Here is a 22,991-nt window from a genome sequence, read left to right on the forward strand (position 1 = left end):
TATGGTAACTAAGTACAGTATACGACTATTTTTCGTTTTCTAGGTCTTGCGCTTCAGTCACAGTCAATGCAGTCATGTTGACGATGCCACGTGCAGTAGCTGATGGTGTCAAAATATGTACTGGCTTATTAGTACCTAATAGAATAGGACCAATAGACGCACTGCCTGTTGCTGTTTTGAGTAGATTAAAGGCAATATTTGAGGCATCAAGGGTTGGCAAAATAAGTAAGTTTGCGGCACCTTTTAGTGGGCTTGATGGCATATCGTTCAAGCGAATATTCTCATTTAGCGCTGAATCACCCTGCATTTCGCCTTCAAATTCAAAGTCTACATTCATGTCAGTCAGCAGCTCATGAACCTTACGCATTTTGACAGCGCTGGTGCGGTTTGAGGCACCAAAGTTAGAATGAGACACTAGCGCAACGCGTGGCGTGATACCGAAGCGACGTAACTGATCTGCTGCCAATACCGTCATTTCAGCCAACTGCTCAGCGGTTGGGTCTTCATGGACATAGGTGTCAGCAATAAATATATTACGATCTTGCATCAATACCGCATTCATCGCATAAAAATCATTCACACCTTCTTTTTTACCAATGACGTTTTTGACATATTCTAAGTGCATTTGATAATCACTGAATGTACCACATACCATGCCATCAGCGTCACCATTATCAACCAACAAAGAGCCGATCAGAGTGGTTTTACGGCGCACATCACGACGGGCAAGTTCAATGCTTACACCGCGACGTTTGTTCTTCTCGTAGTAGCCCTGCCAGTAGTCTTTATAGCGTGGATCATCATCTTGATTAACGATAGTGATGTTTACACCATCTTTTAGACGCAGACCAAGCTTTTCGATATTGGCTGAAATAACCGCTGGACGACCAACCAAGATAGGCTGAGCCAGTCCTTCATCGACAACGACCTGTACGGCTAATAGGATGTTGTTGTCTTCACCTTCACAGTACACGATACGTTTTGGCGCAGATTTAGCACGTGCAAAGATAGGCTTCATCACAAACGCTGAGTTGTAAACAAACTCAGACAGACGCTGACGATACGCTTTCATATCTTCGATAGGCAGTGTCGCGACCCCTGAATCCATCGCTGCTTTGGCAACAGCAGAGGCGATTTCAATGATTAAGTTTGGCTCTAGAGGTCCTGGGATCAGGTATTCGCGGCCAAAGCTTTTCATGGTCTCGATGTTTCTGACGTTGGTGGTTGGTGTTGCCTCAACGTGTGCCATCGCAGCAATTGCTTTTACACAGGCTACTTTCATCTCTTCGTTGACGGTAGTTGCACCAACATCCAATGCACCGCGGAAGATGTACGGGAAGCACAACGCGTTGTTTACTTGGTTTGGATAATCTGAGCGACCGGTCGCCATGATCACATCTGGACGCACAGCGTGCGCTAGCTCAGGCATGATTTCAGGTGTTGGGTTGGCAAGTGCAAAGACGATAGGGTCTTTTGCCATACGGCGAACCATATCTTCTGATAAGGTGCCTGGCATGGATAGTCCAAGGAACATATCAACATCGTCCATGACTTCTTCGATAGCAGTAGCTGTCGTGTCACGAGCGTAGCGTTGTTTGGTTTCGTCAAGGTTTTCACGGCTAGTACTAATAATACCGCGAGAATCTGACACCAAGATATTGTTTTTATTAACGCCAAGCGCACAAATGATATCTAGGCAAGAAATAGCAGCAGCACCTGCGCCTGAACAGACCACTTTGATGTCTTCGATTTTTTTGCCAGTGATTAGCAAAGCGTTCAGCATTGCTGCGGCAACAATAATTGAAGTACCATGTTGGTCATCATGGAACACAGGAATGTTCATGCGTTCACGTAGTACACGTTCAATTTTGAAACATTCTGGTGCTTTGATATCTTCTAAGTTGATACCACCAAATGTAGGCTCAAGCGAAGCAACCGCTTCAATAAACTTGTCTGGATCGTTTTGATCGATTTCAATATCAAAAACATCGATACCTGCGAATTTTTTGAATAAAACGCCTTTACCTTCCATAACTGGTTTTGATGCCAATGGACCGATATTACCCAAACCGAGTACAGCAGTACCATTAGTAATGACACCAACTAAGTTGTTACGCGCCGTATATTTAGAGGCAAGCTTTGGATCCTTTTGGATCTCAAGACACGGTACAGCGACACCTGGAGAGTAGGCAAGTGCTAAATCGCGTTGGTTAGCCAACTGCTTAGTAGGGGTTACTGATATTTTACCTGGGCGTGGAAACTCATGGTAATGTAAGGCAGCTTGTTCAAACTGCTCTTTTTCTGTACTGAGGTTATCCGTATTCGAAGTGGTATCGTCATTCATAATAATTGCCATGGTTGGAATAAATTGGAATAAATTAAATGGTGATGAACATAACGTCTAACCCTCAAAAATTACTATAAGATAATAATTAGAGGGTACAAAGACATTAGACGACTAGCGACCATAGGCATCATGATCGGTGATCAAAGATCAAGTCAAAAAAGCAATCTAGCAAAAATAGTCATTCTAGCACTATTGGCAATTCACTGCCTAGTCAACAGCGGTGAATTGTGTGAATAATATAATGAAATGATATTCGTTATTTAGCTGGTTGATAATGCCAAAAAATACAGTCTAATATCAACCATAATTTCATAATGTTTCAAAATATTACAGTATACGTATCCATTAAGATGAACAGCTGATAGGCATCTGCGGCGTGTCAGGCGCAGGTGCAGTAGTATCCAAATCGGACGCAATATTCTGAACGTCATAAGGATTGCTTAATAAGCGGAAGACTCGATCAACTTCTTCAAATTGCCCTTGTTCTGCAGCAGTAATAGCCCGCTGCGCCATGCTGTTGCGCAGTACGTACACTGGGTTATTGGTCTGCATATCGTTGATGGCTTGCTCAACTGGTAGCTGCTCGATATGCGCCAGATAACGCATCGACCAGTCCTGCCAGACCTGCTGCGCATCAGCGCTCAATTCAGTGGTCATTTTAGCCAGTAGGTCTTGCTCATATGGATGATCATGTGGTGCGATTAGACCGAGTAGCGCGCGAAAGCTATTGGTATAGTCGAGTAAGTTATCTTCTAGTAGTGTTAACCATTCAAAAGCCAAACCTAGGCTCTCGCGTTGGTGTGGTAACCCAAGCTTGCGGCACAGGCCTTGCTGATAATGCTGCATAAAGGTTGATTCGTAAGGACCTAAGCAGTCAGCAAGCGTCTCACGAGTCACTCCCTCTAAGCGCATAAAATGTGGCAGCCAAACATTCAGGTTCCAATGTCCGATAGCAGGCTGGTTCTGGTAGGCGTAGCGACCCGTGTGATCAGAGTGGTTGTTGATCCAAGCTGGATTAAATCGCTCCATAAACCCAAAAGGCCCAAAATCCAAGGTACTACCCGTAATAGACAAGTTGTCTGTGTTCATCACGCCATGCGCAAAGCCAATCAGTTGCCAGTCAGCAATCATACGTGCCGTACGCTCAACGACTGCGGTCAAAAACGCCAGTACAGGCGTCTCGCTATCCCGGCACTCTGGATAGTAAGTATCAATCATATAGTCCGTAAATTCACCGAGTAAGTCAGGCGCAAAGCTTGCAATCCATTCAACATGACCAAGACGGATATGGCTATCAGCGACACGCATCAACGCGGCGCCTGCTTCGATACGCTCGCGACGTACTCGTGTATCAGAGACCACAAAACCCAGAGCATTAGAAGAAGGAATACCAATCTGGGTCAATGCATGACCACACAAATATTCTCGAATCGTACTACGCAGTACTGCACGTCCATCTCCCATGCGCGAGTAGGGTGTCAGTCCTGCTCCTTTGAGGTGTAAGTCTTGTGGTTGTCCGTCATTATCCAGAACCTGAGCCATGAGTAAACCGCGCCCATCACCTAATTGTCCTGCCCATTGCCCAAACTGATGGCCTGCATAGGCCATGGCTAATGGTTTAAAATCAGCTGGCACGTATTGGCCACCTAAAATATCCACCCAGTGAGTCATCAGCTCGTCATTTTCTGCCCAGCCTAATTGCTGTGCCACTTGTGTATTGAAGTGTCCAGCACGTGGGTTGTCGAGTGGTGTCGGCGGCTGCTCATGATAAAGGCGAGTGTCGAGGTTGGCATAGGTATTTTGATAATGCATACAGGCCGTTTCCATTAAAATATAAAAGTGAGAGTTTCACTATAACATAGCTCTTATATGTCATCATTGCACTCTGTCCACCTCTTGTAATCTCTGCCTCAAAAATTAACCTTGCCTACTATTTTTAGTCTACACAATTTTTAGTCTATACCGTTCTTAGCTAGCAGAACGGAGCGATCGCACCTAATCGCCTGATTGTAGTCTATAGTCTTGGGAGCTCATCCAGTAAAGAATATAAATCACAGACAAAAAAATCCCCCTATCTATGAGATAGGGGGAAGGAGAAACATTACTATTAATAATAATCAGCCAGTACCCATTCAATATCGATTACTCGGTAATTGGCTGGCTAAAATTTAAGCTGCCTTTTGACTGACACCAATAGAACGAAATGCGGTTTTGAGGTTGCTATTATGTTCAAGAATTTTTTGCTCAATCTTGGCATAATCATGCTTCAATTTATCATCAGCTTCGTGCAAGCGATCAGCGAATTCTGTCTTTTTAAGCTCGATTGTTTTGGCTTTTAGCGCTTGCCATTCTTCAACGGTTTGCGTGAAAGCATCGTATTCAAACTTAATGCGATCTTGGAAGCTCTTCATCGCATGAGGCAGATCAATACCGCTTACGGTTGCTGTCTCAATTTGCTGCTGCGCCGTTTTGAACTGCATTTGAACTTCAGCATGCTTGATCGTCGTGTCATCCACGGTACGAAGATCAGAAGTCAGACCAATCTTTGACAAACCAGCAATCAACCATTTGGTTGGATCATACTGCCACCATTTCACGCCATTACGATAGTCGTATTGGAAGAAGTGATGATAGTTGTGATAACCCTCACCCCACGTAAAGATAGCCAAGAAGAAATTGTCACGAGCCGTATTGGTATCGGTATAAGGACGAGTACCCAGCATATGGCATAACGAGTTAATAAAGAACGTAAAGTGATGCGTCAGTACTAAGCGTAGTAAGCCTGCGATGACCAATGTGCCCCAGACATCACCCAGCAACCAACCAACAGCAGCAACCATGCCGACATTCATAGCCACGACCCACAGACCATAGTATTTATGCTGAATCTGTAGCACTCTGTCTTTGGTCAAGTCAGGAATATTTTTGTAATCAAACTTGCCGCTCGGGTAGTTACGTAGCATCCAGCCAATATGACTGAACCAAAATCCGCGCTTCGCTGAATACGGATCATCCAAGCGATCATCGACATGACGATGGTGGACACGGTGACCTGAAACCCAGTCAAACGCAGAGCCCTGTACTGCTAAAGTAGAACCTAGCAATAAAAAATTTCTGACAATTGGATGCGCTTTGTAAGCACGGTGCGCAAGCAAACGATGGTAACCCGCTGTGATACTCATGCCAGTCCATACCATAAAGGCACCAAACACACCCCATACAGGTGCACTAACGTCATGAGTAAGCAAGTACCATGGCGTAATGATAGCAGCGGCAATGGGTGTCGCTACCAAAATAGTCGCCGGAATCCAATTGATCGGCGCTTTTGTAAACTCAAACTCGCGCATATCGATGCTTTGCTCTTTTGTCATAGCATCAGTTTGCTCAGAGTTTTTAGCATAATTGCGCTTTGCAACAGGCTGCTCATCCAAAGCCATTTGCGCTTTTTTCTCATCAAAACGAGTTTTAAAACGCGTTACTTGAGTGCTGGCAGTCTTTACAAGCGTATCACCAGATTTGATAGCGAAACGTAAGCCTTTAAGCGGTAAGCCAAGTGCTTTTTTTGCAATCATATAATATCCCTAACGGTATTAATTTAAGTCCCCATAGTACCTGAAAAAACAGATAAAGTGAACACTTATACACTATAAAAATATTGCTAAATAACAATAACTTGTATGAATTATAGACGGTATTGTCCAAAAATAAGAATGACTTATCAGGCATGAAGGAGAAGTGTAACTAACACGCAAGATATGTATTGGCTGTATAGATTATTAAAAACCACCGATGAAGGTTTAGAAATAATAAACAGACCGTTTAAGGCAGCAATAGATGACTAGGAAAATCGGTGATAATAACATCGGTATCCCATTTTATAAGCTGCTCGATAGTATTGATGTCATTAACTGTCCAAGCGCTTACGGGCAGACCATAGCGATGGCTGTGCTTAATAATGGCATGGGTCAAGAGCGGGTAGTAAACCCCAAGTTGAATACAGCCAAGTTGTAACGCGGTATTGGTCGCTCTTGCTAAGGCCTCTGGGGTACGAATAAGGAGCCCTCGTGGCACATGAGACAACAACTTATGACGTTGCAACCGATTATGCAGCTCCATATCAAAGCTAGTCAGCACAATAGGTAAGTTTGCAAAGGTAGTGTTGATGAGCTCTCGCGCCAGTGCTTCAACCAATACTGCATAGTTGGTTCGGTTATGAGTTTTAATCTCAAGCTCAATCACACTAAACCCGCTAAGCACCGTTGCAATATTCGCCAAAGTCATGATGGGCTGACCAAACTGCAATCGGCATTGAATCTCTGTTAGACCCAATTGATCCACACGTGACTGTTGGCCACACATTCGCTCCAAATCATCATCATGAAACACAATTAAGTGACCATCAGCGTTCAGTTGTATATCAAACTCAACCCCTGCCAGGCCCTTTGTTTTCAGGTTTTGAGAGTACTCAAAACCTGAAAACGTGTTTTCTAAACTTTCACCACGTGCGCCTCGATGGCCCAACAGACGCGTATTTTTAAAATTTACCATATCAAATGACTACTGATGGATTTTACGAGTCATCATATATCGTCATAGTAGCAGCGTCTAACAAAATCTTTGATATGACCAATACTGGTTGCATCTATTATCTGTAGCGAAAAACAACGTTGGCATTTGTTATGTTTTTGCAACAAAACACAGGTTTTACACACAATGAGGGGCGCTATTTGTATGTCCATGGGCTACACTAATGACCATTTCAACCAAACACCGTATAATGATGTGGTTTTCAATGCGACAACGTGATTGGTCTATAAAATCACGCTGTCGTTTGAGTGTTAAACACTGTCCATCAGTGGCGGTAAGAACCAGTAAATTGGGAGTAAAGTAACTATGAGCGTAGCAAATGTAAGTTTGAGCAAGTGGCATAAAGTAGCTGGAATTGGGTTGGTATGTAGTTTGGCGCTTGCCGGTTGTGATCGCTCAGAGGTGGAAGAGACTGACGATGCGGCAGAAATGACGGAACAAGAGCCAGCGGCTACCGATGCGGCAGTTGCTCCTGCAGTCAGTTGTGATGACCCAATGGTACAAGATCGCCTCAAAACTGCGCTCAGAAATACGCTCAATCAACAAGCACAAGCGTTGGCTACCAACTACGCAAATGACGCTGAGATCAGTTTAGCAAGCGGTATTGTCAGTGATAAGACCAATGGTATCGTCATCGATGTGCAGAACGCAGCTATCTTGCAACAAGCCAACGATAATGGCATGACAACTTGCCAAGCAAGTGTCAGCATGACGCTGCCAAGCGAAGATTTGTACCAAGCCAGTCAGATACAAGCAGCCAATAATCAACCAAGCCTACAGTCACGCTTAGCGCAAGATAATATCCGTATCAATAATAATATGCTCGTCGATGATGCCTTTACTTATGTTGTCGGTACACAAGGCGGGCAAGTCCGCACTCGTATTGCTGGACAGCCGGCGTTACTTACGGTCGTTGCAGATGTAATGGCAGGGTCTGTATTAAAAACTGCTATGGACGAGCAACGTGCCCAGCGCGCTGCTGAACGTCCTGCACCTGCACAGAACACGCAGCCAGCGCCCGCTCGTCAGCAGCCAAGAACGGTAACGCCCGTTGAGCCGATCCGTCCGACTCAGCCTGCCACGCCGCCGACCATCAACAACCCTACTAGCAGCCAAAACAGCTCAACAGAAAACAATCAGCCTGCCGCTCCTACTGAGACGAACAAACCAGTAACACCAACGACGCCAAAAGTAGTGCCTAAAGATGAAACCATCGACATGGTCATTATCGAAGACGAGAGCGCTACGTACTAAGCAGTCTGATTTATCCCTAATTTTATCAGTAATTTACAACAGGTAGTTAATAACTATCGTTGAGTAAAAAACCCCGTAACTTAAATGTTGCGGGGTTTTTTGTGAGTAATAAAATAATAACTCGAGGGTCAGTCTGGTCAATTAGTGACTTTCAGAAAAATGCTGCAACACTTTACTGTCCCACAGTACTTCAGATATTTGTTCTGGATCCGTACAGAAGCGCGCGGCGACGAATAGCCAATCCGATAGGCGATTGATAAAGCTAATGGCAGTGTTGCGTATAGCAGACGGGCGCTGCTCTTTTAATAATACGGCTTGGCGCTCAGCTCGGCGACAGACACTACGTGCGACATGCAGTTGGCTCACCAGTACAGAACCTGTCGGCAAAATAAAATCTTTTAGCGGTGGTAACGTGCTATTCATCGTATCGATTTTTTGCTCGAGCCATTCGATATGCATGGTACTGACACCTTCATACTCTGGCATAGCAAGCTCACCGCCGATATTGAACAACAAGTGCTGGATAATGACTAGGGACTGAGAGAACTCCTCGCTAATGGACTGGTCTTTAGTTTGTTGTAATTGTGCGCGTACCAGACCGATGTGTGAATTGAGCTCATCGATATCACCCATAACGCTGAACAGGTTGTTAGCTTTGCTGAGGCGACTGCCATCAGCCATACCAGTGCTGCCGTCATCTCCAGTACGTGTATATATTTTGCTCAAGCGATTGCCCATCTTTATATCCTTAGTAGTTTTTATCATTGAAGGGTGGTAGTTGCATGCTCATTGTAGTATTTTACGCCTGTTTTCGCTAAGATAATGGGTTACGTTTTATGTTTCGGTATTACCGTCGTTAATTTTTGACAATTATAATCATACTATTGCTATGGCTGGACTCGTTCGCTGCAGCCGATATCTTTAATTTCTCTATTTTATTTATGCTAAAAGGTTCTCTTACTATGACCACACCACTTACAGATGCGATGTCTCAACTGTCCATATATGACTCACTGACTAGCGGCAAACGTCAGTTTAAACCGCTCAAAGCAGGGCAGGTGGGTATGTATGTGTGTGGCATGACTGTCTATGACTATTGTCATATCGGACATGCTCGTGTCATGGTCGGGTTTGATATGGCAGTGCGTTGGTTGGCACAATTGGGTTATGACGTGAACTATGTGCGTAACATTACCGATATCGATGACAAGATCATCGCGCGCGCCGCTGAGAATGGTGAAGAGATTGGCGTATTGACGCAGCGTTTTATTACGGCAATGCATGAAGATGCGACGGCGCTCGGTTGCGAGATGCCAGATGCTGAGCCACGCGCAACTGATCATATCGGTGACATGCAGCAAATGATTGAGACGCTCGTCACTAGCGACTATGCGTATGCAAGTGATAATGGCGATGTCTATTATGCTGTCGATAGTTTTGCAGACTATGGCAAACTATCGAAGCGTAATCTCGACGATATGCAGGCAGGATCGCGAGTAGATGTCGAAAACGATAAGCGTAACCCATTTGATTTTGTACTGTGGAAAGCTGCCAAGCCTGACGAGCCGCAGTGGGCTTCACCATGGGGGCAGGGGCGCCCAGGGTGGCATATTGAATGCTCGGCTATGTCGACTAAATGCTTAGGTAATACTTTTGATATTCATGGTGGTGGCCATGACTTGCAATTCCCGCATCATGAAAACGAGATCGCGCAGTCTGAGGCAGCAACTGGCTGCGAATATGCACGCAACTGGATGCATGTTGGTTTTATCAATGTTGATGGCGAAAAAATGTCTAAGTCATTAGGCAACTTCTTTACCATTCGTGATGTGATGGCAAAGTACCTACCAGAGACGGTAAGGTTCTTTTTGTTGTCTAGTCATTACCGTAGCCAAGTCAATTTCTCTGATAGTGCTTTGGATGAAGCACACAATAGCCTAAGCAGGCTATACAACGCATTAAAATTAGCTGAACAACGAAAAGAGCAGACAATCGTAGTGGACGCAGGTTTGGTTGCTAGCGCATACGGTAGTGACGCGGGTCAACACTTTATCAAAGCAATGAATGATGACTTCAATAGCTCGACGGCAATCAGCGTCTTGTTTGGTCTCGCCCGCGATATCAACAAAGCCATCAAAGCGGAAGACATAGACACAGCATGGCAGTTAGCGCAGCAATTAAAAACACTAGCGCAGGTATTGAATATCCTACAACAGCCAGTGCAGCAGTTTTTGCAAGCGGTGATTGGTGATCAGGTAGAAGGTGGTCTGAGTGATGCGACTATTGATGGGCTAATCATCGAACGTGCAGATGCCAAAGCGGGCAAAAATTTTGCACGTGCTGATGAGATTCGTGAGCAGTTAAAAGATGCTGGCATTGAGCTTGAAGACAGTCGCGCTGGGACGACGTGGCGCCGTGCCTAAATTGAGCAGTTACCATTTATAATTTAAATAGTGAGAATATAGTTGTAAATTAAGTCAGCGCTGTGCTGGCTTTTTTTTGTACACTACATTAGGTTAAAGCATATCAAATGCAACTTTTATACTCACTTCCATTTTAGACTACTGGCTTTGAAATATGACTACTCTAAAAAATACTACCGTTGATGCTCATGTTGCTGCACCGGCTGTAAGCCATAGGAGTCGACATATAGAGCACCGCAATATAGATCGGCACAATACAGAGCGTCCTAGTGCTCACCGTCATGCACTAAAAGCTATGTTAGGTCTTTTGATTATAGCCATCAGTGCCCTTCATACACCTGCCAATGCAGCAGGCACTAATGCTGAAACAAGCGGCAGTGAACAGAATCATTCGCAAGAAATTAGTAAGCCGGACAATCTAGCGGAGTACGCTGTTCAGCAGGTAAACACGGTCAAAAGTACTGGCGTCAATATCTCCGATATTAGCGAAGAGATATTTGACCCGACAGAGCGTAGCGCAGTACAGCAAGCGGGTACATTGCAAGGCGATACTGGACTCACGGGTGAATATAACGCAAATTACTATTTGCTCAACACCATCAATGAAGGACTACCACCTCTAGACAAGCCGCCCAATCTGGCAACACCACTCGCAACCTTGGAGTTTTTCCAGTCGGCAGTAATGAAGCAGCAGTATGACTTGGCAGCTTACGCGCTCAACATGAATTTGATTAATGAGCAAGATCAGCGTAGTCGTGCGCTTGATCTGACCAAGCAACTGGATTATCTGCTCACTCAAAAAGAGCTATATGTGTTCGATGATATGCCAGATCGCCCCGATGGTTTGATTGAGCCGCCGCTTGGCAATGGTAGCAGCGTCATGGGTATTCCTAGGCGCTCGATTCAACTTGGCTATATTGAATATCGAGAGCGCCGAGTGCCCATTCATTTGGAGCGGGTACGAGTAGAAGATCAAGCGCCAACATGGGTGTTCTCTGCGCAAACCGTTGGCAATATCGAAAATCTGTATGAACAGTATCATCCAGCAGAGTTTGAACGCTATCTACCTATTTGGTTAAAACTAAAGTTTTTTGGGATTGCGCTATGGGAGTTTTTATCGTTAGTGCTCTTTTTCTTGTTGACCATGGGTTTAGGGTGGTTACTGAGTAAAGGCACAGGAAAGCTCATCAATCGATATGTCGATGAGGAGAAATATAACAAGTACACCAATAGTGCTAATGGTGTGACTGACTTGGTCAACAAGTTAACAGTACCATTGACATTTACCATCAGTTTTTCACTCGTTTTTACCTTAGTATCTGGTGGATTTCCTTATCTAGATGCCGTCGCATCCTCCATCCGCCCTCTAATTTGGACTGGACTGGTACTGAGTGCCATGTGGCTTGGTATACGTGTTATCAATTTTTTTGCAAATCGCTATCAAGACTTACAGATCGAAAACTTGGCAGAGGAGCACTTTGACAAAGTTCGTCGTCGTCGCACCTATGTATCGATATTTCGCCGTGTCTTTATATTTGTCATGGTATTGGGGAGTATTTGGATAGGTCTGAGTGAATTTGCCAATATGGAAGGGCTTGGCAAAACATTACTGACCTCGGCTGGTATTGCGGGCGTGGTGCTTGGTATCGCTGCACAGCCTATACTGGGCAATATCATCGCTGGGGTACAGGTAGCGGTGACGCAGCCTGTACGTATTGGCGATAGTGTAATAATGGAAGGTAATTTTAGTACCGTTGAAGACTTGCGTTACACTTATGCAGTACTCAAAACCTGGGATGAACGTCGATTGATCGTGCCAATGCGTGAGCTAATCACCGAAAAAGTAGAGAATTGGTCTCATACCGAAGTACATCAGACTTGTCCGGTATTCTTATACATCGATTATGGCGCAGATATTGAGGCCATTCGTCAGCACTTTATATCAGTGACCAAAGAAAATGAGCTCTGGGATGGAGATACTGAGCCTGAAATATTTGTCGTTGATGTGACAGAGAATACCGTTCAGCTGCGCGGTGCAGTTGCAGGAGTAGGTCCTATAGAGGCGTGGACGCTTGCTTGCGAAGTACGAGAAAAAATGCTTGGTTACTTATATGAGCAGCAAAACGCGTACCTACCGACAGAGCGTTTTACCTTAAAATCAGGTGAGTAGCTTTAGAAAAAACTCATCGAGGGTATACAGTACTTATTGATAGGCGAATGCTGCACAGTTTGTCTATCAATATAAAAAGACTCATTTATGTAAAATAATCTGACAAATAGACTATGTCAGAGAGGTGCTTATTTGTTATAATATGGCGTTATTTTTATAGGATAACTGAGTGGTTAGCGATGAGTCGACACTGCGCAGGCAGCTGCAACGACTGATATGTTAAGCCATGAATTCCTACCCATCAAAATAACCACCACTAGGGGTCTGTATGTTGCGAATTGTCGATGAAGCCTTAACCTTTGATGACGTTTTACTATTGCCAGCCTATTCGGAAGTTCTGCCAAAGACTGCTGATCTTTCTACTCGTTTGACCAAAAACATCACGCTTAATCTTCCGCTTATCTCTGCGGCGATGGATACCGTGACTGAGTCTGAAATGGCGATTACAATGGCACAGCTTGGTGGCATGGGTATCTTGCACAAGAGCATGGATATTGAAAAGCAAGCCACACAAGTACGCCGTGTCAAAAAATTTGAAGCGGGTACCGTTGTCGATCCTATCACTGTACACCCAGAGATGACGATTGGTGAACTACTGCGTTTGACACAAGATAATAATATCTCAGGTGTCCCTGTCGTCGAAAAAGGCACAGATAATGTTGTGGGTATCGTCACTCACAGAGACTGGCGCTTTGAAACCAACCTCTCGCTACCAGTTAGCCAGATCATGACGCCAAAAGAGCAGCTGGTAACGGTGCAAGAAGGCGAGAGTAACGAAAACATCAAAAGATTACTCCACGAACACCGCATCGAAAAAGTTATCGTGATTGATGATAACTTCCGTTTGCGTGGTTTGATTACGGTCAATGACTTTGCCAAAGCTGAAAACAACCCAAATGCGTGCAAAGATGACCAAGGTCGTCTGCGTGTTGGTGCAGCGGTTGGTACTGGTGCAGACACACAAGCACGTGTCGAAGCATTGATCGCAGCTGACGTCGACGTGATCGTTGTTGATACAGCACATGGTCACTCAAAAGGCGTGATCGATAAAGTATCATGGATCAAAAAGAACTATCCGCACGTTCAAGTTATCGGCGGCAACATTGCAACTGGTGAAGCAGCAATAGCCCTACGTGATGCAGGCGCTGATGCCGTAAAAGTTGGTATCGGTCCTGGTTCTATCTGTACCACGCGAATTATTGCTGGTATTGGCGTACCGCAGATCTCTGCTATTGATAACGTCGCTAGTGCACTGAAAGACAGCATCCCACTGATTGCTGACGGCGGTATCCGCTATTCAGGCGATATGGCAAAAGCCATCGCTGCTGGTGCATCATGCATCATGGTTGGGTCGCTCATGGCAGGTACAGAAGAAGCACCAGGTGAAGTTGAGCTGTTCCAAGGTCGCTACTACAAAGCTTACCGCGGTATGGGTAGCTTGGGCGCGATGTCAGGATCAAACGGCTCATCAGACCGTTATTTCCAAGACGCCAAAGATGGCGTAGAAAAACTGGTGCCAGAGGGTATCGAGGGTCGCGTCCCTTATAAAGGCCCAGTCGCCGGTATTGTCAACCAGTTGGTTGGTGGTCTGCGCTCATCTATGGGTTATACAGGCTCAGCGACTATCGAAGATATGCGTACCAATCCACAGTTTATCAAAGTAACCTCAGCAGGCATGAAAGAGTCACATGTTCATGATGTGCAGATTACTAAAGAAGCGCCGAACTACCGAGTAAGCTAAACGCTACTCTATAGTCCTATACGGTCTCAAAACCAGCCCAGTTTAAGGGCTACAGTGGTCTTGAGATACAAACAGCCAACAATGCTTTGTTATTGTTGGCTGTTTTTTTTGTAAAATACAAAACAGATTATTACAATAATGATTTTGCCTACATATACGTTAGGCCTTTTATTTTGGACTTGAGGAAGAGACATAATGAGTTATTTTGGTACTGATGGTATCCGTGGAAAATTTGGCGAGTTGCCTATTACACCTGATTTTATCCTAAAGCTGGGTTATGTCACTGGACTGGTTCTCATAGAAAATAATGAAAACCCTGCGCGCAAACCAAGTGTGGTCATTGGAAAAGATACTCGTCTCTCAGGTTATGTTATTGAAGGCGCATTGCAGGCAGGGTTCAATGCGGCTGGTGTTGACGTTCATATGCTCGGTCCACTACCGACGCCTGCTATCGCCCATTTAACTCGCAGCTTCAATGCTTATGCTGGCGTTGTTATTTCAGCCTCACATAATCCTTATTATGACAATGGCATCAAATTCTTTTCTGGTAACGGTAAAAAAATCAGTGATGAGATGCAAGCGTCTATCAATGACAAGCTGACAGCCATTATGAGTAGCGCTAATGGTAATGATGTCACTATGCCTATCATCGATCCTTCGCAGCTGGGTAAAAACAATCGCATTAATGATGCAAAAGGTCGATATATCGAGTTCTGTAAAGGCAGCTTCCCTTATCAATATGATCTTAGTCATTTAACCATCGTGGTTGATTGTGCCAATGGGGCAGGTTATAGCGTAGCGCCTAGAGTGATGCGTGAGCTGGGCGCCACTGTTATCGCTATTAATAACACACCTGATGGTATTAATATCAATGCTGATTGTGGTTCTACGCATCCTGAAGGCCTACAAAAAGCAGTACTCATGCATGAAGCAGATGTCGGTATCGCATTAGATGGTGATGGTGACCGTATTGTGATGGTCGATGAGATGGGTAATCTAATCGATGGTGATGGTATTTTGTATGTGCTTGCAACCCAAGCGACAAACAAAGTTAAAGGTATCGTTGGTACGCTTATGAGTAACATGGGGTTAGAGTTGGCGCTAAAAGCGGCAGACATTGAGTTTACCCGTGCAAAAGTAGGCGATCGCTATGTAATGCAGGACTTAGAAGCCAATGGCTGGATATTGGGCGGCGAGCCATCTGGTCATATTTTATGTCTAGATAAGAGCAGAACAGGGGACGCCATCATCGCAGGTTTACAAGTATTAGCGGTGATGCAGGCACGAGGGCGTGCTCTAAGTGAGCTTGTTGAGGGTTTTGAGGTACTGCCGCAAAAGCTAGTCAATGTGCGACTGTCTCAGATGCAAGACCCATTTCAGTATGAAGAACTGGTTGCTGCTTTTGACAAGGCTCAAGCAACCTTAGAAGGCCGTGGCCGTCTACTCATTCGCCAATCAGGTACTGAACCTATGATTCGAGTCATGGTCGAGTCAGATGACGAAATAGAATGTGACGTAATGGCAAATGATTTGGCTGATCAGATCAAGTCAGTATTGGGTTAAAATCAATACTGAGCTAACAATCACTAAAATAATGACATCATAATTCTATAATAGGGAATGATCATGAGTATGGATTTTACCGACCAACGCCTTTCATACGAGAAAGGCGAGCTTGATCAACAGTCAGTACCAGCATCACCATTTGAGCTTTTTAAGGGGTGGATGGATGAGGCGCTCGCTCAAAAGGTACAAGAGCCTTATGCAATGAGCCTAGCGACATGCGGCGTAGATAATAAGCCTAGCGTACGTATCGTTTTATTGCGCGAGATTACCGATACCGGTATTGTCTTTTATACCAATTACGAAAGCGCTAAGGGACAGGATATTGCAGAGAATCCCAATGCAGAGGTGCTGTTTTTTTGGCACGAGCTCGAGCGTCAGATTCGTATCAGTGGTCCTATTGCTAAGATTGATGCTGATAAATCTGCGAGCTACTTTCAAAAACGCCCGCACGATAGCCAAGTAGGTGCGTGGGTCAGTCAACCGCAAAGTGGTGAAGTTGCCAATCGTGAGGTCATGGAGCAAACGTTTGAACAACTTCAAGAAAAACATCCAACCAATACTACGGTACCGACGCCAGCGTTTTGGGGTGGTTATGAGATTACGGTTGAGAAGATTGAGTTTTGGCAAGGCCGCGCTAATCGTATGCATGATCGAATCATATATACGCAGATTGGCGGCGACGATAGTAAAGGTCACGAAGGTAATACAGGTTGGACAACCAAGCGTTTGCTACCATAGTTGCTAGGGTTTCACGCTATAGACTATACAAAAATAAAAAAGCCACTCTAGACCCAGTTTCTTTGGTATCTAGAGTGGCTTTTTTGCATGAATTATTTAGCTTATTCGGTATTATTTTTTATTTCGCCTTGGTATCGACATCAACGGAGACTGACATCCCAGGACGCAACCGTGCAAGTTCAGGCTGATTTTGGTCTAAGTCTATTCGTACAGGGATACGCTGAGCCACTTTGATATAGTTGCCTGTTGCAGGATTGGCCGCACCTGCACTAAACTCACTGCCAGTCGCTGGTGAGATGTTACTTATGTGCCCCGTAAATTTGGCACCGCCAAGCGCATCGACATGAATGGTTGCAGGTTTACCGACTGCCATACTGGCAATCTGAGTTTCTTTGAAATTTGCAATAATCCAAATGCCTTTCGGTACGATATACATAAGCTGAGTACCTGCGCTAACGTACTGACCTTCTTTAACACTGACCTGGCTAAGCTGACCTGCTTCAGGTGCTGTAATAATAGTATTGTCTAGATTGATTCTTGCTTGCTTGACGCCTGCTTCCGCATTTTTGATGTTCGCATCCAATGAAGGTCGACTGCCACTGGTTTTTGCCCGGTTTTCTTGCGCAGATTGTAGGTTTGCTTCTGCTTGTTGCAAACTTGCCTGTGCTTGAGCGAGTTGTGCTTTGATATGAGCCACTTCTGCTTTTGATACAGCGCCAATAGCATCTAAACCTTGGTAGCGATTGACGTCTTCGCGAGCACTCTCTACATTGATTTTGGCACTGTATACATCCGCTCTGCGTGCTTCGATCTGTGCTTGACTCGATTGTGTATCTTGATCATTAGTAGCGCGGTTAGTGACAGCGACTTCAGTGTTGGCCTGGGCCTGTTCGAGCTGCTGCTGAAACGTTCGGTCATCTATTTTTATCAGTAAATCACCTGCCTTCACATTAGCAAAATCTTCCACTGCCACTTGAGTGACATAACCAGAAACTTGCGGGCTGATAATGGTTGTCTGACCTTTGAGAAAAGCATTATTGGTCTGTTGCGTCGTAGGCGTGAATGGTGGGAGCTTCCACGCATACAATATCAATGCCACACCTATGACAATCAGCACAATCAAAAACGCTAAATTCAGATAGGATTTTTTCTTAGGCGACCATCCAGTGGTGTCTGTGATGGGCTCTTTTGTTGGCATGGGTGTCTGATTGCTATCTGCTGGGTTTTCTGTAGTGTCTGCTATCGTATTATTGCTATTTGGTATATCAGAATTTGCTGTTGTTTGTGTTGCATCTGTGGTCTTCTGTGCTTGAGTAGAAGACGATGCTATATGTGTATCTGTTGCTGGAGCACCAGTAGACGCCTGAGAGGTTTGGTTAAGCTCATCTGGTTTTTTTTGGCTCATGACGTGCTCCTAAGTTTTTAATAAAAATACCAAACAGGTTTAAAGGTGACTGTTGGGATAATAGACCCAGTTATTTGGTTTCACGCATTTTTGCAATGACAGCGAGCTCTTTAGCCAGCGGGTTGCGTTTGTGGTAACGGTTATAAATATAATTGAGCAGTAAAATAATCGTAACAGCCGTGGCAAGGACGGCCATCAAAAAGAACAGATCGCTATACGCCGCCACTGCTGCTTGGCGCTGAATATCTTGTAACGCTTGGCTTACTGCACCAGCATTTGCTTGGGCAGCATCAGTGGTCTGACTTGATAGCATATTACGAGTACCTGCTATTTGAGCGCTAAAAGCAGGATCACCCAAATTAAGTGAGCTGACCATATCTGCATAGTGTGATTGTGTACGAACAGTCGTAAACGCTTGAATAGCGGCTGCACCTGCCAAGCCGCCAATCGTTTGAGAAATACCAAAAATCACGGAAAAACTAATAATATAGGCAGGACCACTGGCAATCGCACGCAAAAACCCTTCAAAAACCAAAGGCCCCATAAAATATACGGCGGCAAAGGCAATTAAAAACTGGCTGAGATAAAACATGTAAGGTGCTGAATTAATAGACACTCCAACATCCATCCAAGACCCCAACGCTATCAATGCTACTGCAAAAATAACGGGCCGGCGTAAATCCATTGGATTGGTGCTAAAAACACTAATGACCAAAGCCAATACACTGGCGGCCAATATGACGATATAAAAGGTAATCAGCTGATCACCGCCGTAGCCTAGCGTGGCAAGTAATCCTGCGGCGCCGACAGTCTGTTCAGAAAGCAAGATTCGCATCACAGCACCTGTCACCATAAAGGCGATAATATTACGGCTACGCATCCAGCGGACTTGTAACATTGGGTTTTTGCGATGAGTCTCAATCCATAATGCAATGCTAATCCCAACGATAGCAATAATAAGCGGATAAATGAGCCAAGGCGTCGTCCACCATAATATTCGACCCTGTACCAGTACAACAGCCAACGCGGCCAAACCACTGGCAAAAAAAGCAAAGCTTAAAAAATCAAGTTTCTCAAATACTTTTTCGATATTACCTGGTGGTAGTTCCAAAAGATTAATCAGTCCAAAGCAAATCAATGCCAAACCAAGTTGGAATAAGAATAAGTTTTCAAGCTGACCATCGATGGCAAGGTAGGGCGAGATGATACGTGATAGAGGAATACCAAACTGCACCAAGCCAAATCCTAGTATCAAGCCACTAGTCCGTTTGACGGTTGGCATGCCTTGTAGGCAATAGAATAATCCCAATATGGTCATGCCACTGGCCACCATACCGCTAAGGCCCCTTGCGACAATCTCTAGATAATAGGGCTCGATTCTAATACTAGGCGTATCTAGCAAGTGGCTACTAATCAGCCATTGCAGACTTGTGGCAGCCAGTAGGAAGAATAAAGTGATCTTACTAAAAAGTGACATGCCAAATTGCTGACGGATCTTGTACAGCAGGACAGTAATACAAGCGTTGGTCATGTTGTAACTCACAGATATCCAGCCTCCTTCAATAGGCGCTAATCCCATCTCGCCCTGTATTTGAGAGAGGTTTGCAACAAGTAGACCATTTTGGAAGCTGGCTGTGAGACCAATAAATATTCCAATCAGTAGATAAAATACTTTGCGGCGGGTAGGGTGATCAGGATTGGCTGGAGAGCCTACCATGAGTGGTTTTTCATGGGGCTTAAACTGGTATTCGTTAGTCATGGGCGGACCACAATCTGTATAAAGAAATGAAGCAACATAGGACAAATTCCAGACGGGGAGTCAGGACAGTGTCATTGGTGTTTTAAACGTCAAAGGTCAGTCGATTGACTGAGGGAGTATGAGGGGTAACTCAATAATCGCTAAAAATATTTTATCACGAGTTCGGTGGAGCTTCTGTCATGTGCACGTAAATTATAAGCCACGTGGCAACGTGGTGTCGGTTGTGTACGCCTAACTCTCAATCTCTTACATACCAAAGCGAGTTTTACTTCCTTTATCACTGCACTGTCGTTATCCTTGTACTTTCGCTACCACTACAAGCACAAAATAGAGTACGCACAAAAAACAGCTCTATAAAGAGCTGCTTATGTACATCATACGATTGATATGCAGTAGTTAAAACAAAAGTCTAGATAGACTCGTCATACTTTGATTCTAACTGCATAGCACGCTGATAGCTATCCAGACTGGCAAGCGCTTCAGCGTATTGTTTGATATGAGGATAAGCGTCAAGCTTTTGACGCTTGGCCAAAATAATCAAATCAAATGACAGCATAAAGTCAGCACCGCTGAGCTTATCACCGACGATAAAGGATTTGCCTTCAACCGATGTGTCCAAATATTTGAACAATCTTGTCTTTTCTGTCTCAATATAACCATTCAAAAACTCATTGTCATTGATGCCTGCTTTTTTGGTAAATAGCTCTAGCATCAATGGCAACATGAGTGAGCTCTCAGCAAAGTCGATCCACTGTAAATAGTAGCCATAATCAGAGCTACCAGTTTCAGGGCGTAGACGCTCTGGTGCAAACCTCTCAATCAGTAACTCAGTGATAGCGCCTGACTCAGCATAAACCTGTCCATCGATCTCGATAACCGGAGATTTACCAAGTGGATGCACAGCTTTTAGAGAGTCTGGTGCCAAATGAGTTTTGGCATCACGTTGGTGACTAACAACTTCGTAAGGCACGCCTAGCTCTTCTAGGAGCCAAAGCGTACGCAACGAGCGTGATTGATTGAGATGATGTAAGCGAATCATAATATCGACCTTAGTACATGATGTGATTTATTAGTTTCTGGGTCTTAACCTTTTAGCTTGGCGACAAGGCGCGTAGCTGCTTCTTCTGATGATGCTGGGTTTTGACCAGTGATTAATAGACCATCTTCGACGACAAACGATTCCCAATCAGCTGCTTTTTCGTAGTTACCACCATTAGCTTTGAGTGCATCTTCTACCAAGAATGGCACAACGTCTGTTAGGCCAACGGCATCTTCTTCTGAATTAGTGAAACCAGTGACTGTTTTGCCTTTTACTAAGTACTCACCATCAACTTTTACGTTCTTGAGTGCTGCAGGAGAATGACAAACAAACGCGACAGGCTTATCTTGCTTGACAAAAGTCTCAATCAGATTGATAGAGTTCTTATCTACTGCCAAGTCCCATAGTGGGCCATGACCACCAGGATAAAAGACTGAATCAAAGTCTTCCGCTTTCATATCAGCAAGTTTTTTGGTATTGGCCAAATGCTCTTGAGCATCTTTGTCGTCTTTAAAACGCTTAGTATCTTTAGTCTGCGTGTCTTCAGTATCACTACTAGGATCTAGTGGTGGCTGACCACCAGCAGGAGAGGCTAGGGTCACGTTGACGCCAGCATCTAAAAATGCATAGTAAGGGGCTGCAAATTCTTCTAACCAAAACCCTGTTTTTTTACCAGTATCGCCTAGACGGTCATGAGAAGTTAGTACCATTAAAATATTCATAGTTTTCCTTATTTATTGTTTATTGTGAGTGAGCAGTTGAGTCGCAGTCATTAAATGACTGTTAGTATTATTCCTGCTTCAAACGTAATTTTCAGTAGTGATCTTAGCTAGTTATGTTGTTAAGTAGTTATTAACAACGATTAACAACTATCAGTAGCTACTTAACGTCAGCTACTTTGACAACTGTTTTGCCAAAGTTGTCGCCATTTAGCATATCGACGAAAGCATTGGGTGCATCGTCTAAACCATCAGCGATATATTCTTTGGTTTTGACATCGCCTGATTCTACCCATTTACTCATGGTTTCTAAGAACTCTGGGAAGTGATCGCCATACTCTTCAAAGATAATAAAACCTCTGACCGTTAAACGCTGGCTTAAGATAAGACCCATCAGCATGCCTAAGCGGTCTTTACCATCAGGTAATTCAGTTGCGTTGTACTGTGATACGAGACCACATACAGGAATACGCGCATGATCGTTTAGCAACGGTAGAACAGCATCTAATACTTGACCGCCAACGCTTTCGTAATAGATGTCGATACCATCTGGACAGGCAGCTTTTAATTGCTCAGCAAAGTCATCAGCTCTATGGTCGATGCAGACATCAAAACCAAGTTCATTGACCGCAAAGTCGCATTTTTCTTTGCCACCTGCCACACCAATTGTACGTAGACCATATTGGTTACCAACTTGACCAACCGTTGCACCGACAGGGCCAGTAGCTGCTGCGACAACTAAGGTTTCGCCTTTTTTTGGTTTACCAATATCAGTCAAACCCATGTAACCTGTGAATCCAGGCATACCTAATACGCCCAAACCATAAGAAGGGTTAGACATATTTTTGTCCAATTTCAGGACACCTTCGCCATCACTGACGCTATAGTCTTGCCAGCCTGAGTTTGATACCACCAAATCACCGACAGCAAACCCATCGACATTGGACTCGACCACTTGCGCTACGGTACCACCCATGATGACGTCACCGACTTCTAATGGGTCTGCATAGCTTTTTGCATCGCTCATACGTCCACGCATATATGGATCTAGTGACAGATATACCGTGCGTAGTAGCATCTCGTTATCTTTTGGCGTAGGAATGTCGCTAGTCGCCATGTCAAAGTTGTCAGCAGTTGGCTCGCCATTAGGACGGCTAGCCAATTTGATTTGACGGTTTGTTTGTTGATTCTGTTGTTTGTCGAAGCTCATTGTAGGACTCCTTTATATTTATTAATTGTCATT

At 44.5% G+C, this 22,991-nt stretch carries 16 protein-coding genes; 6 read left to right on the top strand and 10 right to left on the bottom strand.

Features of this window, described 5'->3' with window-relative positions:
• Nucleotides 1-25: 25 nt before the first annotated feature.
• The 4 genes from AC5JPO_RS01105 to AC5JPO_RS01120 form a co-directional block, all read right to left on the bottom strand.
• Nucleotides 26-2,344, bottom strand: coding sequence for an NADP-dependent malic enzyme (locus tag AC5JPO_RS01105; RefSeq protein ID WP_319051507.1), 2,319 nt, complete (start codon nt 2,342-2,344; stop codon nt 26-28).
• A 348-nt stretch (nt 2,345-2,692) separates the two neighbouring features.
• Nucleotides 2,693-4,159, bottom strand: coding sequence for a protein adenylyltransferase SelO (locus AC5JPO_RS01110; protein ID WP_493851972.1), 1,467 nt, complete (start codon nt 4,157-4,159; stop codon nt 2,693-2,695).
• Between the two features lie 356 nt (nt 4,160-4,515).
• The gene (locus AC5JPO_RS01115; RefSeq protein WP_493852721.1) at nt 4,516-5,694 is read right to left on the bottom strand and encodes an acyl-CoA desaturase; all 1,179 of its coding nucleotides are present in this window, start codon (nt 5,692-5,694) and stop codon (nt 4,516-4,518) included.
• 472 nt (nt 5,695-6,166) lie between these two features.
• Nucleotides 6,167-6,895 carry a glycerophosphodiester phosphodiesterase gene (locus tag AC5JPO_RS01120; protein ID WP_493851971.1) on the bottom strand — a complete coding sequence of 243 codons (729 nt, stop codon included), beginning with the start codon at nt 6,893-6,895 and terminating at the stop codon, nt 6,167-6,169.
• Nucleotides 6,896-7,240: 345 nt separating this feature from the next.
• Here AC5JPO_RS01120 and AC5JPO_RS01125 point away from each other — a divergent pair, with 345 nt between their 5' ends.
• Nucleotides 7,241-8,188 (top strand): hypothetical protein, encoded by a 948-nt coding sequence (locus tag AC5JPO_RS01125; protein WP_493851970.1) that lies wholly within the window; start codon nt 7,241-7,243, stop codon nt 8,186-8,188.
• Between the two features lie 141 nt (nt 8,189-8,329).
• Here AC5JPO_RS01125 and AC5JPO_RS01130 read toward each other — a convergent pair whose 3' ends face one another.
• Entirely contained in the window at nt 8,330-8,926 is a 597-nt protein-coding gene (locus AC5JPO_RS01130; protein ID WP_493851969.1) for a cob(I)yrinic acid a,c-diamide adenosyltransferase, read from the bottom strand.
• Nucleotides 8,927-9,174: 248 nt separating this feature from the next.
• On the opposite strand from AC5JPO_RS01130, the gene cysS reads away from it, so the two are divergent.
• From cysS to pdxH, 5 genes are all read left to right on the top strand, one after another.
• Nucleotides 9,175-10,611, top strand: coding sequence for a cysteine--tRNA ligase (gene cysS / locus AC5JPO_RS01135; RefSeq protein WP_493854000.1), 1,437 nt, complete (start codon nt 9,175-9,177; stop codon nt 10,609-10,611).
• Nucleotides 10,612-10,765: 154 nt separating this feature from the next.
• Entirely contained in the window at nt 10,766-12,781 is a 2,016-nt protein-coding gene (locus AC5JPO_RS01140) for a mechanosensitive ion channel family protein (RefSeq protein WP_493853073.1), read from the top strand.
• A 268-nt stretch (nt 12,782-13,049) separates the two neighbouring features.
• A complete protein-coding gene (gene guaB / locus AC5JPO_RS01145) occupies nt 13,050-14,522 on the top strand; it encodes an IMP dehydrogenase (RefSeq protein ID WP_319051514.1) in 1,473 nt (490 codons plus the stop codon).
• Nucleotides 14,523-14,717: 195 nt separating this feature from the next.
• Nucleotides 14,718-16,085, top strand: a complete 1,368-nt coding sequence (glmM, locus tag AC5JPO_RS01150; RefSeq protein ID WP_493851967.1) for a phosphoglucosamine mutase — start codon at nt 14,718-14,720, stop codon at nt 16,083-16,085.
• A gap of 69 nt (nt 16,086-16,154) precedes the next feature.
• Nucleotides 16,155-16,826 (top strand): pyridoxamine 5'-phosphate oxidase, encoded by a 672-nt coding sequence (gene pdxH, locus AC5JPO_RS01155; RefSeq protein WP_493852719.1) that lies wholly within the window; start codon nt 16,155-16,157, stop codon nt 16,824-16,826.
• A 118-nt stretch (nt 16,827-16,944) separates the two neighbouring features.
• Here the strand turns inward: pdxH and AC5JPO_RS01160 are convergent, their stop codons facing one another.
• From AC5JPO_RS01160 to curA, 5 genes are all read right to left on the bottom strand, one after another.
• The gene (locus tag AC5JPO_RS01160; protein WP_493853074.1) at nt 16,945-18,231 is read right to left on the bottom strand and encodes an HlyD family secretion protein; all 1,287 of its coding nucleotides are present in this window, start codon (nt 18,229-18,231) and stop codon (nt 16,945-16,947) included.
• Between the two features lie 70 nt (nt 18,232-18,301).
• Entirely contained in the window at nt 18,302-19,990 is a 1,689-nt protein-coding gene (locus tag AC5JPO_RS01165) for an MFS transporter (protein ID WP_493853075.1), read from the bottom strand.
• A 409-nt stretch (nt 19,991-20,399) separates the two neighbouring features.
• Nucleotides 20,400-21,029, bottom strand: coding sequence for a glutathione S-transferase family protein (locus AC5JPO_RS01170; RefSeq protein WP_493853076.1), 630 nt, complete (start codon nt 21,027-21,029; stop codon nt 20,400-20,402).
• A 44-nt stretch (nt 21,030-21,073) separates the two neighbouring features.
• Nucleotides 21,074-21,751: a type 1 glutamine amidotransferase domain-containing protein gene (locus tag AC5JPO_RS01175; RefSeq protein WP_319051519.1), complete on the bottom strand. Its 678-nt coding sequence runs from the start codon at nt 21,749-21,751 to the stop codon at nt 21,074-21,076.
• Between the two features lie 157 nt (nt 21,752-21,908).
• The gene (curA, locus tag AC5JPO_RS01180; RefSeq protein WP_493853077.1) at nt 21,909-22,958 is read right to left on the bottom strand and encodes an NADPH-dependent curcumin/dihydrocurcumin reductase; all 1,050 of its coding nucleotides are present in this window, start codon (nt 22,956-22,958) and stop codon (nt 21,909-21,911) included.
• Nucleotides 22,959-22,991 lie beyond the last annotated feature (33 nt).

It is taken from the genome of Psychrobacter sp. H25, assembly GCF_059076335.1.